General features: G+C 73.5%; 7 protein-coding genes. 5 read left to right on the top strand and 2 right to left on the bottom strand.

Annotated elements, in window-relative coordinates; genetic code table 11:
* Positions 1 to 388 precede the first annotated feature (388 nt).
* From NQZ70_RS33325 to NQZ70_RS33345, 5 genes are all read left to right on the top strand, one after another.
* A complete protein-coding gene (locus NQZ70_RS33325) occupies positions 389 to 5,740 on the top strand; it encodes a DNA repair ATPase (RefSeq protein WP_129577835.1) in 5,352 nt (1,783 codons plus the stop codon).
* A gap of 200 nt (positions 5,741 to 5,940) precedes the next feature.
* Entirely contained in the window at positions 5,941 to 7,149 is a 1,209-nt protein-coding gene (locus tag NQZ70_RS33330; protein WP_129577836.1) for an FIST signal transduction protein, read from the top strand.
* Positions 7,150 to 7,429: 280 nt separating this feature from the next.
* Positions 7,430 to 8,992, top strand: a complete 1,563-nt coding sequence (locus NQZ70_RS33335; RefSeq protein WP_207217558.1) for a serine/threonine-protein kinase — start codon at positions 7,430 to 7,432, stop codon at positions 8,990 to 8,992.
* 156 nt (positions 8,993 to 9,148) lie between these two features.
* Positions 9,149 to 10,213: a hypothetical protein gene (locus NQZ70_RS33340; RefSeq protein ID WP_129577837.1), complete on the top strand. Its 1,065-nt coding sequence runs from the start codon at positions 9,149 to 9,151 to the stop codon at positions 10,211 to 10,213.
* A 17-nt stretch (positions 10,214 to 10,230) separates the two neighbouring features.
* Positions 10,231 to 11,802 (top strand): hypothetical protein, encoded by a 1,572-nt coding sequence (locus NQZ70_RS33345; RefSeq protein WP_129577838.1) that lies wholly within the window; start codon positions 10,231 to 10,233, stop codon positions 11,800 to 11,802.
* A gap of 296 nt (positions 11,803 to 12,098) precedes the next feature.
* Here the strand turns inward: NQZ70_RS33345 and NQZ70_RS33350 are convergent, their stop codons facing one another.
* Together NQZ70_RS33350 and NQZ70_RS33355 are read right to left on the bottom strand one after the other, a co-directional pair.
* Positions 12,099 to 13,625, bottom strand: coding sequence for a hypothetical protein (locus tag NQZ70_RS33350; protein ID WP_272826155.1), 1,527 nt, complete (start codon positions 13,623 to 13,625; stop codon positions 12,099 to 12,101).
* The gene (locus tag NQZ70_RS33355; protein WP_129577840.1) at positions 13,612 to 14,622 is read right to left on the bottom strand and encodes a hypothetical protein; all 1,011 of its coding nucleotides are present in this window, start codon (positions 14,620 to 14,622) and stop codon (positions 13,612 to 13,614) included. The genes NQZ70_RS33350 and NQZ70_RS33355 overlap by 14 nt, the downstream gene beginning before the upstream one ends.
* Between the last annotated feature and the right edge of the window lie 216 nt (positions 14,623 to 14,838).

The raw sequence follows: 14,838 nt of genomic DNA on the forward strand, positions 1-14,838 counted from the left end.
ACCCGCGCCGCCAGGCGCCCCGGCCTTCGGGTGCGCCGCCGGAGGCGGCGTGGGCGCGCGCCGCACAGCGCTCGCGCGCGGATGCGCGCGTAGGTCGCCCTCGTTACCGGCACATCGCAACGCAACACCCCCCGTGCGGCAAGCGGATTTGACGCCGCAGCGGCATTGCGACGCGCCGGTCGCCGGGACGCGAGGAAATCCGCGGGCGGCGCGCGGCCGGCGGGGAGCAGAGCGGGCTTGACATCCCGGCGCGCGGCCCCGCCCGGGCGCGCGATCGCCATCTCGCCCCCCGGACGCGGCGAACGGCGGTAACCTGGCCGCTGGCGAGCCGAGGCCCGCGCGGATTCGACGCGGGGGCGGGCCTCGAGCCTGACCACACGGAGCATGCATGGTGTCGACAGGGGCCTTGGACGGCGCGGCCCAGATCGCGGGGGCTCCCCCCCCGCAGACGGCAGAGTCGCTCGATGGGGGCAATTACGAGGTCATCCGCCGGCGGCTCGTCGAGCGCGCCGAGGAGCTCGGCCGCCGCGCCGAGGCGCTCAACGCGCGGCGAAAGCAGGTGTTCGGCGGCGCCGACCTCGCGCTCCTCGAGAACGCGCGCGTCAGGACCGAGAACAACTGCCTGCCGCGCGACATCGTGAGCATCCGGGGCAAGCTGCTCGTCGGCTACCTCGTGTTCATGGGGCTGAAGGAGGTGAACGTCGGCGACGTCTTCAGCCTCCACCGCTTCGCGAAGGACGGCGGCGCCATCGACCTGTCGCACGTGCCGCTCGACGAGGGCGACGCGTTCCTCGGCGACCCCGTCTTCGTCAAGGAGTTCAAGGACCTCCACCGCTACGTCAAGGAGCCGCGGCTGCTCCAGCTCCGGCGCAGCGACAGCAGGCTGCTCGCCATCTTCCAGGTCGGCGCGTCCGAGCGCGACGTGAAGGTGTTCCGCTGGAGCATCGACGCGACCGGGCGCACCCGCTACCTCGACGCGCGCGGCGACGAGGACAACGTCCGGCCGCGGACGCACGACTTCGCGTGGACGCAGACCACGCGCGACGACCACGTGCAGGGCAAGCACCCGCACGTCTCCATCCTCGGCGAGATCTTCGTCGAGACGGTCGGCGGCGACCTCACGGTCAAGATCGAGAACAACACGGCCACGGGGCTCGGCATCTACCGCGAGCCGGTCGACGACGCGGGCCAGGCGCTCGACGACGCCGACATCCAGTACGCGCGGCTCGGGCCGCTCATCCTGCTCAAGATCAAGCCGTTCCGGGAGCCGTCGTACCGCTACCTCGTCTACAACGGCCGCACCCGGAAGGTCGCGCGCATCGACGCGATCGGCCTCACCTGCCTGAGCCTCCCCGAGGACCAGGGCATCGTCTTCCCGAACGGCTACTACCTCGTCACCGGCGAGACGAAGCGCTTCGAGGGCAGCACCGAGAGCCTCGTCTTCGAGCGGGTCATCCGCTCGCCGAACGGGGAGGACGTGCTCTACGTGTTCCACCAGGTCGTCGAGGGGCGCTACGTGCTCTTCCCGTACAACCTGATCCGCAAGGAGATCGCGACCCCGATCCAGTGCCACGGCTACAGCCTCTTCGACGACGGCAAGATGGTGATCTTCCGCGCCGCGAGCGAGGAGCCGACCCGCGTCCACCCGATGCAGATCTGGCAGACGCCGTTCATGACCGCGGAGTTCGCGGCGTCGGCGCCGACCGACGGCTCGTACCTCGCCAAGGTGGGCAACGCCGACCTCGTGCGCGGGATCTCTGACGCGCTCAGCATGCGGCGCGCCGCGCTCGAGGCGTCGCCGACCCGCCAGACGTACGAGGACCTCATCCGGACCGCCGAGCGGATGACCGACGCCTTCTACTGGCTCGGCCACGCCGAGGCGGGCGACCTCCTGTCGACCGTGAACGAGCTCCGGGCCGTCTCCGAGAGCATCGTCGACGAGTTCGAGAAGGTCGAGGCCATCAAGGCCCGCGCGGCGAGCGCGCTCGCCGAGACCGAGGCGGCGCAGCGGCAGCTGCTCGGCGGGGTCCGGCCGGAGGACGCGGCGAGCGTCGACGCGTTCCTGAAGGCCCTGACCGCGCTGCGGCGGCAGCGGGGGCACCTCATCACGCTCCGCGAGCTCAAGTACATGGACCTCGGCCGCGTCGACGCCCTCGAGGCCGAGATCGTCGCGCGGGCCGACGAGGTGAGCCGCGCGTGCGTGACGTTCCTCCTCGGCGACCACGCGTTCCGGCCGCTGGCCGACCGGCTCGCGGGCCTCATCGCGAAGATCGAGGCGGTCGCGAGGTCGTCCGAGCTCGCGCCGTTCGCCGCGGACCTCGACGCCGTGAGCGAGGGGCTCTCGGTGCTCGCCGACATCGTCGCGGGCCTCAAGGTCGACGACCCCACGGCGCGGACCCGCATCCTGGAGGGGATCAGCGAGGTCTACGCGCAGCTCAACCGCGCGCGCGCCACGCTCGGCGCCCGCGGCAAGGACCTCCGGGGCGCCGAGGGGCGCGCCGAGTTCGGCGCGCAGTTCAAGGTGTTCGGCCAGAGCGTCGCGAGCGCGCTCGCGGTCTGCGACTCGCCCGAGCGCTGCGACGCCGAGCTCTCGAAGCTCCTCGTCCAGCTCGAGGAGCTCGAGGGCAAGTTCGGCGAGTTCGACGAGTTCCTGGGCGAGCTCGCGGCCAAGCGCGAGGAGGTGAACGACGCGATCGCCGCGCGGCGGCAGGCGCTGCTCGACGAGCGGCAGCGGCGCGTCGCGAACCTCGTCGCCGCCGCGGACCGGATCGTCCAGGGGGTCTCGCGGCGGGCGCGCACGTTCGCGACCGTGGACGAGCTCAACACGTACTTCGCGTCCGACGCGATGGTCGCGAAGATCCGCGACCTCGCGGCGAGCCTGCACGCGCTCGGCGACAGCGTGAAGGGGGACGAGGTCGAGGCGCGGCTCAAGTCGGCGCGGCAGGACGCGCTCCGGGCGCTGCGCGACCGCGAGGACCTGTTCGAGGGCGGCGGCGACGTCATCAAGCTCGGCCGCCACCGCTTCAACGTGAGCACGCAGGCCCTGGAGCTCACGCTGGTCCCGCACGGCGACGGGCTCGCGCTGCACCTCACCGGCACCGACTTCTTCGAGCCGATCGAGGATCCGGCGCTAGAGGGCGCGCGCGACCTCTGGGGCCAGGAGCTCGTGAGCGAGACCGCGGACGTCTACCGGGGCGAGTTCCTCGCGGGCTCGATGCTCCTCGACGCCGAGGCGGGGCGCGGCGGGCTCTCGATCGAGCGGCTGCGCGAGGCGTCGCTCGGCCCGGGCGGGCTGCTCGCCGCGGTGCGCGCGTACGCCGCCGATCGGCACGACGAGGGCTACGAGCGCGGCGTCCACGACGCGGACGCCGCGCTCGTCCTGGAGAAGCTGCTCGCGCTGCGCGCCACGGCGGGGCTGCTCCGCTTCGGCAGCGCGCCGCGGGCCCTCGCCTGCCTCCACTGGGCGGGGCTCGACCCGCGCGCCCGGGATCTCGCGCACCGGCGGGCGCGGAGCCTCGGCCGGCTCGCGGCGCAGCTCGGCCCGGGCGAGGCGCGGGCGGCGCTCGCGGCCGAGCTCGCGCAGGGCGTGGCCGCGACGGCGGCGGCGCACCGGCTCGCGGCGGACGTGAGCGGCGCGGCGGACGTGCGCGTCGCGGCGCGGTACCTCGTCGAGGAGCTCGCGGCGGAGCGCCCCCGGTTCGTGACCAGCGACGCCGCGCTCGCGCTGCGCGACGCGCTGCTCGCGCGCCTCGACCTCGAGGGGAGCCGCGCGGCGTTCGAGGACGACCTCCGGCAGCTCGAGAAGCACCCGGCCGAGCGGCTGGAGCTCGCGCTGGCGTGGCTGCGGGGGCTCACCGCGCGGGACGCCGCGTGGGCCCCGATGGGCCACCTCGCGCTCGAGGCGGCGGTCGTCCTCGTGACGGAGCGGCACCTCGAGCGGGAGCCGAGCGGGGCCGTGACCGAGGCGCGCGTGGAGGGGCTGCTCGGCCAGCACCCGCGCATCAAGGAGCGCGCGATCGCGCTCCGGCTCGACGAGTTCCTGAGCAGGATCGAGGAGTTCTTGCGCGAGCGGGCGCCGCGCTACCGCGCCTACCGCAAGGTGCGGAGCGAGATCGCGGAGCGGGAGCGGCGGCGGCTGCGCCTCGGGGAGTTCGCGCCGCGGGTGCTCACGTCGTTCGTGCGCAACCGGCTCATCGACGAGGTGTACCTGCCGCTCGTCGGCGCGAACCTGGCGAAGCAGCTCGGGGCCGCGGGCGACGTGAAGCGCACCGACCTCATGGGCATGCTGCTGCTCATCTCGCCGCCGGGCTACGGCAAGACGACGTTGATGGAGTACGTCGCGAGCAAGCTCGGCCTCGTGTTCATGAAGGTGAACGGCCCGTCGCTCGGCCACGAGGTCACGTCGCTCGACCCGGCCGAGGCCCCGAACGCGACCGCGCGCCAGGAGGTCGAGAAGATCAACCTGGCGTTCGAGATGGGCAACAACGTGATGCTCTACCTCGACGACATCCAGCACACGAACGCGGAGCTCCTGCAGAAGTTCATCTCGCTCTGCGACGGGCAGCGCCGGGTCGAGGGCGTGTGGCGGGGCCGGACGAAGACGTACGACCTGCGCGGCAAGAAGTTCTGCGTGGTGATGGCGGGCAACCCGTACACGGAGTCAGGCGCGCGCTTCCAGATCCCCGACATGCTGTCGAACCGGGCCGACACCTACAACCTCGGCGACATCCTCGACGGCAAGGAGGAGCTGTTCGCGCTGAGCTACCTGGAGAACGCGCTCACCTCGAACCCGACGCTCGCGCCGCTCTCGGGGCGGGCGCCGGGGGACACGCACAAGCTCATCCGGATGGCGCGGGGCGAGGCCATCGCCGCGACGGAGCTCGAGCACGCGTACTCCGCGGCGGAGGTCGCGGAGATCGTCGCCGTGTTCGAGCGGCTCTTCCGGGTGCAGAGGGTGCTCCTGTCCGTGAACCTCGAGTACATCCGGAGCGCGTCGCAGGACGACGCCTTCCGGACCGAGCCGCCGTTCAAGCTGCAGGGCAGCTACCGCAACATGAACAAGCTGGCCGAGAAGGTCGTCTCGGCGCACACGCCCGAGGAGATCGAGCGGCTCGTCGACGATCACTACGTGAGCGAGTCGCAGACGCTGACGACGGGCGCCGAGCAGAACCTGCTCAAGCTCGGCGAGCTGCGCGGGCGGCACTCGCCCGAGCAGCGCGCGCGGTGGGAGGAGATCAAGAAGGGGTACCAGCGCATCAAGCGCATGGGCGGCAAGGAGGACGATCCGGTCGTGCGCGTGACCGGGACGCTCTCGATGCTCGGCGAGCAGCTGGAGGGCATCCGCGGGGCGATCGGCAAGGCGGCCGCGGCGGCGCAGGCGGGGGACGGGCGGGCGCGGGAGGTGAAGCAGTGGCTCGCGCCGGAGCTCGAGCGGCTCTCCGCGGCGCTCAAGGGGGTCGCGCAGCCGAAGGTCGAGGTGAAGGTCGAGACCGATCGATCGGTGTCGGAGTTCGTGGGCCACCACCTCTCGCTGGTCGAGCGGATCGTCGCGCCGCTCGCGAAGGCGACCACGCAGAGCGCCTTCGGCATCCGGGCGATCGAGGCGCAGATCGCGGAGCTCGGTCAGGCGCTCCGGTCGCTCGACGAGAAGGTCCGCGGGGCGGCGCGGCCCGAGGCCCAGCCGCCGCCGGGCGAGCGGCCTGGTGAAGCAGACCACGCGCGCGGGCGCGGAGGTGCGTGAGCGGATCACAGCGCCCGAGCCCCGCCGACGCGCGACCGCGGCGCCGCGCCAGGCGGGCGACCGCGCTGGGCAGAAGTCTGCAAGAGGAGTAGAGGGGGGTCCCTCGTGCGTGTTATCACCGAGCCGCGACGCGTATCGTCAGCGATGGCCTGGACTCGAAGCCCCGCGCTCCGGCGCCGGGCAGGCAGGAGCTTCGGCGCATGAAGATGATGACCCTCGGACCCTTTGATGGGAACGCCTGGCTGCTCGGACGGAAGATCGAGCGAACGGTCGCCGAGTGGAAGGAGCCGGCGCGGCTCGCGATCGTGGCGTTGCCGAGCGGGACGAAGCACGAGGAGTATCTCGCCGCGGTCGAGGACGCGACGGGCGTCCCGGTGGTCGGGGCCACCACGGGCGGGGTGTCGTTCACGGAGCGGGGCTTCAGCAGGAGCGGCGTGTCGTGCGCGTTCCTCGGGGGCGCGAACGTCGAGGTGACGTGCGCTGCGGCGCGCGAGCTGCGGGCGGATCACGGCAAGAGCGTGCGGGCGGCGCTGAGCGACATGGACGAGGCGGTGTCGAGCAACGGCCCGCGCAGCGGCGCGCCGAGCTCGATCCTGGTGCTGGCGGACGCGTTCGCGTGCGACGGGGACGAGCTGGTGGCCGCGCTGCGGCAGGGGGTGCCGCCGCACATGCGGGTGTTCGGCGGGACGGCGGGCGACGGGTGGACGTTCGAGGGGGCGCGGGTGTTCCTGGGTCGGAAGGCGCTGACGGACGCGGCGGTGCTGGTGCGGCTGACGCACCGGCACCGGGTGAACCTCGACGTGGTGCACGGGTTCCGGGCGGCCGAGGGTGGGCGGGATTTCACGATCACGGACATCGAGCGGAACGTGCTCCGGACGCTGGACGGGCAGCCGGCGGCGCGGGTGTACGAGGAGGAGCTGTCGCGGCTCGGGCTGCGGTCGCCGGGCGAGGGGCTGCTCCAGACGATGGCGAAGCACGCGCTCGGGGCGAAGACGCCGTTCGGGGAGGCGCTGAAGATCCGGTCGCCGATCGCGATCCGGGGGGACGGGGCGGTGGTGCTGACCGGGGGGCTTTCGCGGGGGCAGGTCGTGCGGGTGGTGAGCGCGACGGCCGACGCGCTGCTGCAGGCGGCGAAGGGGCTGTCGACGAAGGTGCTCGGGCCGCTGCCGGCGGTGTCGGGTGCGCTGGTCTTCGACTGCGCGTCGCGGTTCCGGTTGCTGGGGGAGCGGTACCGCGACGAGGTGCGGGCGTTCCTGTCGCCGAACGCGGCGCCGCATCCGATGTTCGGGGTGGCGTGCTACGGGCAGATCGCGAAGTTCGGTGGGAGCGTCGAGGGGTTCCACAACACGAGCGCGGTCATGGTGGCGTGGGGGGAATCGGACCAGGGGACGGGGCCGGCCAGCGGGTGACGGCCTTCGCGGGGTGGGGTCTTGCCGAGCTGCCCGGCCCCCGGAGAGGGAGCTCGCCGCGCGGCGGACGATGGATGACCTCGCCCTTCTCGAAGGTGCGATGACGCTGCACGGCTGATCGTGGCACGCCTCGTGTCTGCACGGCGGCGAGCGTGTCACCGAACCGCCATCCATCGGGGGACGTCTGGAGGGGAATCCACGCCGAGGGGCGTCGAGCGACGTCCAGCGCGGCTGACGCGATGTCCGTGCATGGCGCGCCGGCTCCGCTGCGAGAGGGCTCATGTCGAAGCTGAAGACGCACGAACCCGTCGACGCGGGAGGGACGATCGCCGGCAAATACAGGCTCGTCGAGAAGATCGGCGAGGGAGCCATGGGATCCGTGTGGTCGGCGATCAACATCGCCACCGGACGGGAGGTGGCGCTCAAGCGGATGATCCGCCCGGAGCCGGAGCTGCGGCTGCGGTTCGAGCGGGAAGCGCGCAGCTGCGGGGCGCTCCAGCACCGGAACATCGTCGATGTCTACGACAGGATCGAGACGGCCGGAGAACCGTTCCTGGTGATGCAGCTGCTCTCGGGCGAGACGCTGGCCGACCTCCTCGCGCGCAGGCGACGGGTCGAGCCGGAGATCGGCGCGGCCATCGGCAGAGACGTCGCGAGGGGCCTCGCGGCAGCGCACGCGCTCCACATCGTCCACCGCGACCTCAAGCCGTCCAACATCTTCTTGCACCGCGAGCCCGGCGCGGAGGGGTGGGTCGTCAAGGTGCTGGACTTCGGCGTCGCCAAGGACCTATCCGCCAGCGACGGGCTCCACACCATGCCAGGCGGAGCCGTCGGGTCCCCGCTGTACATGAGCCCGGAACAGGTCAGGGCCGACAGGGATATCGATCATCGCTCCGATATCTGGTCGCTCGGCATCGTGCTGTTCGAGATGCTCACCGGAGAGCGACCGTTCCGGGGAGACGCCACCGCGGTGTTCGCGGCCATCCTGACCGGGGAGATCCCTAGCCTGGCGCGGACCCTGTGGCGCGCGGACCGGCGGCTCGTGGACATCGTCGCCCGCTGCATGCGACGAGACCGCGAGGAGCGGTTCGGGACGGCGGCAGAGATCGCCGAGCGGCTCGGCGCGATCGCGACGACGAGAGGAGCGCTGTCCGCCGTGCCAGGGAACGCGCGCGAAGAGACGGCACCGCCAGAGGCGCCGGCGCAAGCCGCGCTCTCGACGCCGGCCTCGGGCGCCGACGGCACGGCGAACGCCACGGACGCCAGCGAGGGCGCAGCGAGCCACCGGCCGGACCCCGGGACCTCGACGACACCGCTGATCGCGAGCTCAACGCAGGTGAGCCCGGACGCCGGGATCCTCCCGCCCGGAGCGCCCCGTCCGCCGAGGCCGAATGAGCGGCTGAGACGGAACCCCTGGATCGCCGCCGCGGCGCTCGCGCTGGGCGCGCTCGCCGCGGCGGCGCTGGCCCTCTCCGGGAGACCGCCGCCTCGCGCCGCCTCCGCGCCGCCGCAGGGACACCTCCGCGCGCCGGAGCCGACGCCGTCTCCGGAGCCCCACGCGACGACAGCGAGCCCGCCGGCACCACCGCCGCCTCCGGCGCAGGCCGATGAAACCACGGGGCCGGTGCCGGCGGACGAAGCACGCATGACGCGCGAGCCGCCGGCGCCCGCGCCGACATCCAAGCAGCATGTGCCCGCGCCGTCCGCCGGCACGCCATCGCAGAAGGCGCCCTCGCCGCGAAGACCACCGGCAGGCGGCCCCTGCGTGGGAAAGACGGGATTTCTGCGGACCCTCTGTCTCGACAAGCACTCTCGACGGCGCAGCCCCGACGATCGCTGGTGATCTGGTGATGAGGAGCGGCGATCCCCAGGGGCAAGCGCGCTGTCGTGCACACCGGGCCGCGGCGCCGCGAGGGCGCTGCGCCGCGGCCGGGGCGGCGCGCCTGGGTCGCACGGGCGCCCGCGCGCGCCCAGGTCATCGATGCGCAGGAGGACCATCATGGCGGGTGTTGTGACGATCTGGGGCCGGCGCGCGGCCGGAGCGGCGCTGGGCGCGCTCCTCTGCGCGGCCGCCGTGGAGCCGGTCGCGCTGGCGGAGACCCCGGACACGCCAGGGGCGCCGCGCGACGACGGCGCGCGCGCGGCGCAGATCTACAGCGTAGGGGTCGCGGCGGCCAGAGAGGGGCGCTGGCCGGAGGCCTACGCGGCCTACCTCGAGGCGTGGACGCTCAAGCAGCATTTCCAGATCGCGGCGAACCTGGCGCAGGCGGAGCTCAAGCTCGGAAAGCACCGCGACGCCGCCGAGCACATCGCGTTCTTCCTGCGCGAAGCCGAGGGCGTGAGCGAGCGCGATCGCGCGCGGGCGCGCCGGATGCTCGATGAGGCCAAGGCGAAGATCGCCACGCTCACGCTCATCGTGAGCCGCGAGCGGGCGACGGTGCTCGTCGACGGCGCCCCGGCGGGGACGTCGCCGCTCGGGCGAGAGGTGTATGTCGAGCCGGGGCAAAGGACGCTCGAGGCGCGGCTCCAGGGTGAGCGCCCGGCGAAGGCCTCGGTGACGCTCGCGCCGGGAGCGTCGCAGGCGGTGGAGCTCCGGTTCGCGGAGCGCGCCGCGCCGGCGCCGGCGATCCAAGCCCGGACGCCGCCCCAGCGACCGCCTCCGGCCGCGGATCGCGGCGCCGCGGGGCCGAGCGTGGCGCTCGTCGCCGCGGGCGGCGCGGCCACGGGGCTCGCGCTGGGCACGGCGGTCCTCCTGCGGGTCGTCGCCGATCGGAGCGCGCGCTCCGGCAGCGACGCGGCGGTGCCCGGCGCGGACTCCTGCTACGCGCGCGGGGCCGAGTCGCTCGGCGGCGCGCGGTGCCGCGAGGTGCACCGGCGCCGGCTCGAGGCCGCGCGCCTGTACGACGCCTCGGCCGGGGTGTTCGCCGCGGCCGGCGTGCTCGGCGCGGCGACCGTGGGCTATGCGCTGCTCGGATGGCTGCGGGCCGACGGGCGGCCCCCGGTGACGACCGCGCCCGTGGCGCTCGCTCCCGGAGCAGGGATCTCGCTGAACACACGATGGTGACATCGAGGAGCGACATCATGCGATATGGTCTGTTCGGCGACGCGCGCCGGCTCCGTTGCGCCGCCCTGCTCGCCGCGGCGCTCCACGCGACCGCGTGCCGTCAGGTACCGGAGTGCCTGCACTGCGCGGATCCGGATCCGATTCCGGGCACGCTTCCGGAAACGATGGACGGGTGCGGCGTGTTCGCGGACGCGAGCGCTCCTCCCGGCGGGGACGGGACGAGACACAGCCCGTACTCCCGGCTGCAAGAGGCGATCGACGGCGCGAGCGGCAAGCGGGTCTGCGCGTGCGCCGGCCAGCCGTTCGACGAGGCGGTGACGCTGCGGGCCGGGATCGAGGTCTTCGGGGGCTACACGTGCGAGGCGTGGACGAGGCCGCCGGGGGCGAGGAGCGCGATCCAGGGGCCACCGGGGCAGGTGGCGCTGACGCTGACGGCCGAGGCGGGCGGCGCGAAGGTGGAGGCGTTCGACATCTCCGCGGAGTCCGCGGAGGGCCGGCTGGGCGGGTCGGCGATCGCGGTGGCCGTGGCGGACGTCGCGGCGGAGCTGAGGGAGGTCACGGTGGTGGCCGGCGATGGGAAGAGGGGCAGCGACGCAGAGCCCGAGAGGGAGTCGGCGGAGTCGGGGGCGGACGCGCCGCGCGGGAGCGAGGCGGGAGCGCCGACGGCGCCGTGCATATCGAGTGCTCCGCAGGGCGGCCAGCCCGGGCTCACGATGTGCGGCGCCGTGGACACCCGCGGTGGCGCGGGTGGGCCCGGGGCGACGCTGCTCGATCCGGATCGGGCCCATCGCTCCGGAGAGCGAGGCGCAAACGGGGCCCCGACGCCCGACCCCACGACGACAGCGACTGGAAACGGGGGCTCGCTCGACGAACGCTGGACCGTCGTGTCCGCCGCCCAGGGTGCGCCCGGCGCCACCGGCACCCCCGGCGCCGGCGGCCGTCGCGAGTCGTTGACCCTCTCCGGAATCCAGGGTGGCGATGGCGCCGAAGGCACACGCGGCCAGCCAGGCCAGGGCGGCGGCGGGGGCGCAGGGGATATCCCGATGGGTCGGTGCACGCTCCCCAATGATGCGCTCCTCGCAGGCCCGAGCGGCGGCGGCGGAGGGGCGGGCGGATGCGGGGGCAAGGGCGGCGCCGGGGGGAGGGCCGGCGGCTCCAGCATCGGAATCGTGAGCCTCGGGACGAAGCTCGTCATGGTCGAGGTGATCGCCGCCGTCGGAGGAGCGGGCGACGGGGGAAACGGGGCGTCAGGGCAGAGCGGTGGACGCGGGGGGAGCGGCGCACCTGGCGGCGTCATCCTCGGTTATGATCTCTGGTCCAGCGACGGCAGGGGAGGAAATGGGGGCTCCGGCGGTGCGGGCGGCCCAGGGGGCGGCGGGCGCGGCGGCGACGCGCTCGGCATCGCCTACGCCATGTGCCCCGCCGCCTCGGGCATCGCGCAAGGGTTGACGGTCCGCTCCCTGGGCAACGCGGGTGTCGGCGGCAAGGGCGGAGACGACCGGCGGCCAGGTGTCGTATCGTCGCCGGGCGAGCCTGGCGTCAGGGCCGAGTGCTGGTGCTCCGAGACCAACGCCAGCTGCGGTGAGTGAGCGCTGGCGCGCCGCCGCGCCTCGCATGAAAGGCGAGCGGCCGCCGCGGGGGTCCAGCCACGTTCGCCGCGGCGCGGGAGAGCACGGGAGCAGCGCGGCGCTCTCGGCGCCAGCCCGCCTCCTCGTCCGACTTCCCCGCCGGCCGCCCTGGCCTTGAGCACCAATCAGCTTGAAACGCCCGAGATGAAGAGATTGGAACCACCGAGGCACAGGGGACACAGAGCGATTTTGTTGTTCCTCTGTGTCCTCTGTGCTTCGGTGATTCATTCTCTCGGGGCTTCAACCCGTTCGGTGTCCTAGTCGAACATGGGCGCGCTGTCGAACACCGTCGGCTCCGAGGTGTCCCTGGCCGCCGGCGCCCTTCGCGGAGCCCGCCTCGCCGGAGCGCGACGCGGCGCCGAGGTCCGCGCGGCCCGAGCGGTTTCCGCGGCCGCGGGCGGCGCCTTGGGCCCGCTCTGCACCTCCTGCACGGGCGGCGGCGGCGCCGCCGGCGGACTCGCCGTGATCGCGGCGAGCGGCGCCTCGGAATCCGCTCTCCTGTCCTCGCGCGCTGGGCCCGACGTGGCGCCGATCACCGCCGCCACCACGGCCAGTGTCGCGCCCGTGCCGAGGGCCGCCCTCCTGCCCCGCGCACGAGGCGCATCCGGCTCCTCCACGCGCCGCGGCCGCGCCTCGTCCCGCGTGGTTTCCGCCGCCTCGGCCTGCGCACTGCCGCACAGTGACGCGGCCGCCGCCTCGCTCACGACGGCCCGCGCGCTGCGCGTCGCGGCAGCCTCCGGCGCCTCGCCCCCCGGCGCCTCGCTCCCCGGCGCCTCGCCCCCCGCGGCCGGCGCCTCCGCCGGTCCGGTCCGCTCGCCGTCCGCGCCCGCGCCGGGCGCGCGCTGCGCCGCATAGCGCTCCCGCCAGCCCACGGCCCTCGGCATCGCCCCCGCGCCATACGGCCTCGCGCCGAGCACGGCGCTGGCGATCTCCGCCTCGTCCTCGGGCACCTCCTCGATGCGCAGGAGCCGGCCCGTGAGGTCCTCCGCCGCGATCTCGCGCTCGGGCACGATGCGCACCGACAACCCTCCTGGGATGTCCGCCTCTCGACCGGTGGAGATCGCGGTCCACCGCAGGTCCGAGCGGAAGAGCACCGCCGCGAGCCGGCAAGCGACGCTCGCGATCGATCCGAACGGCTCGCCGTCGCCGTGGGCGATGACCACCCGCCTCGGCAGCGCGCCGGCGTCGGCGACCCACGCCCAGGGCAGCTCGCTCCGCGGCAGGCGCGGAAGATCGCCGAACGCCTCCACGTACCGCGACAGCACCCCGGACACGCTGTCCGGCCGCTCCAGCGCCGCGCGCACGTACGCCCGATAAAACGCGTCCGCGGACGCGCCGGTCTCGCCGCCATCCATCGCGCGGCGGTGAAAGGCCGTGACCGCGTCCAGCAGCGACGCGCGGCGCACCTCGCGATCGACGGCGATGACGCCGTGGGCGAACGGCGGGTGCCCCCTGCCGGCGTGGTCCGTGGCGCCGCCGATCCGGAACGCGAAGATCAGGGCGATCGCGCCGTGGCCTGCCTCGTGCTGGGTATCGTCGCGCGAGAGATTGCCGATGGCGAACGCGTGCGCGCCGCTCGTCCGCGGCTCGATGTACTTCATCAGCCGCGCGAGGTGGCTGAAGTGCGTCGGCGTCAGGGGCCCTTGCGGGACCTCCGGGCCATACATGAGGTCGATCTGGTGCTCAGGGACGTTCCCGTGGAGCACATGATACCACGGCGCGTCGTCCGCGGCGCGGTAGCGCGGGGGCTCATAGCCCGCGGCGCCGGGGTCACTTCTGCCCATGGAGCTCGACCTGGGGCGCCGCGAGCCGCGCCGTCTGGGATACCGCTGCCGGCGGGTGGATGTCCTGCTTGATCCGCTGGAGGAGCTGACCGTCGTAGGCCTGCTTCGGCAGGATGCGCTCGACGAAGTGCGAGAACAGGTGGTGCGTGCTGTGACCGTAGCTCGCCGACCCCACGAGCACGCGGGTGTCGACGTGGTTCTTGAACCGCTCGATGCCCTCGATCAGCGGCCGGTAGTGCTTGCGCGCCTCCGCCTCGATCTCGACGGGAGTCCCGGCGAGGACGTCCGACTTGTTGATGAACAGGACGACGGCCTTGCACGCCGTCAGCGTCTTGGAGCCGAAGAAATAGCGCAGCGACTGCGGCTGAAACTCCCGGATCTGATCGTCTATCCGGGCCGGATCCACCTGCCGGCCGTCCTTGGCCGCGAGATCGACGACCATGAGCAGTCCGTGGATCTCGTCCATGACGAGCTCGTGCTGAGCCTCGACGAGGTGCTCTCCGCCCCAGTCGCCGATCTCGAAGATGTGCTCGACCAGCTCCTCCTTGGTGGACACGTGGCTGACGGTCCGCTCGTAACGCTCGATCTTCGTCCCCTGCACCTTGCCGAGATCGACGAGCGGATTGGCCCACTTCAGCGTGAGCGACGTCTTCCCGGTCCCCTTGATCCCGAGCGTCAGGATCTTGTACCGCTTTCGCGTGATCTTGGGCCGGACGTCCAGCTCCCGCCTCAGCCACTCGATCTCTCGCTGCTGCGCGTCGAGCCATTCGACCTTCTGTCGCTCTTCGCTCTGGGCGCGCTCGAGCGTCTCGCGGTCCTGGCGCTGCTCCGCGCGCAGCCGTTCCAGCTGCACGTTGGCTTGACGGAGGGCCTCTGCGTGCCGGGCGGCGTCGCGCAGCTGGGCCTTCAGCGAGGCGGCCCGCGCCGCCATCCAGGCCACGCCGGCGCCGCCGCCGAGCGCGCCAAGCCCGAAGAGGATCGAGAGATCGACGGTCATTTCCGCACACCTCGCCCCGCCGACAGGGTGGACCGAGTCACGCCCATTCCGGGCGGACGGCGCCGCGAGCCGCCGCGGCGCCCTGGGCCTGAGTGCTACCACAGCGCGCCTCGACGACCAGCCGAGTCCGACGCATCGCCTCGAGCTCGCGCCGCCGCGTTCCGGACGTCACGCCGGGCCTCGCACAAAGCCGTGCCCGGCCGGCGGCCAACGGGC

Origin of the sequence: Sorangium sp. So ce836 (genome assembly GCF_028553905.1) — a bacterium.
Classification (GTDB): domain Bacteria; phylum Myxococcota_A; class Polyangia; order Polyangiales; family Polyangiaceae; genus Sorangium; species Sorangium cellulosum_D.

Bases quoted from the DNA above. Each gene is read 5' to 3' on its own strand.
- NQZ70_RS33325 (WP_129577835.1), top strand. From the start codon at position 389: ATGGTGTCGACAGGGGCCTTGGACGGCGCGGCCCAGATCGCGGGGGCT.
- NQZ70_RS33330 (WP_129577836.1), top strand. From the start codon at position 5,941: ATGAAGATGATGACCCTCGGACCCTTTGATGGGAACGCCTGGCTGCTC.
- NQZ70_RS33335 (WP_207217558.1), top strand. From the start codon at position 7,430: ATGTCGAAGCTGAAGACGCACGAACCCGTCGACGCGGGAGGGACGATC.
- NQZ70_RS33340 (WP_129577837.1), top strand. From the start codon at position 9,149: ATGGCGGGTGTTGTGACGATCTGGGGCCGGCGCGCGGCCGGAGCGGCG.
- NQZ70_RS33345 (WP_129577838.1), top strand. From the start codon at position 10,231: ATGCGATATGGTCTGTTCGGCGACGCGCGCCGGCTCCGTTGCGCCGCC.
- NQZ70_RS33350 (WP_272826155.1), bottom strand. From the start codon at position 13,625: ATGGGCAGAAGTGACCCCGGCGCCGCGGGCTATGAGCCCCCGCGCTAC.
- NQZ70_RS33355 (WP_129577840.1), bottom strand. From the start codon at position 14,622: ATGACCGTCGATCTCTCGATCCTCTTCGGGCTTGGCGCGCTCGGCGGC.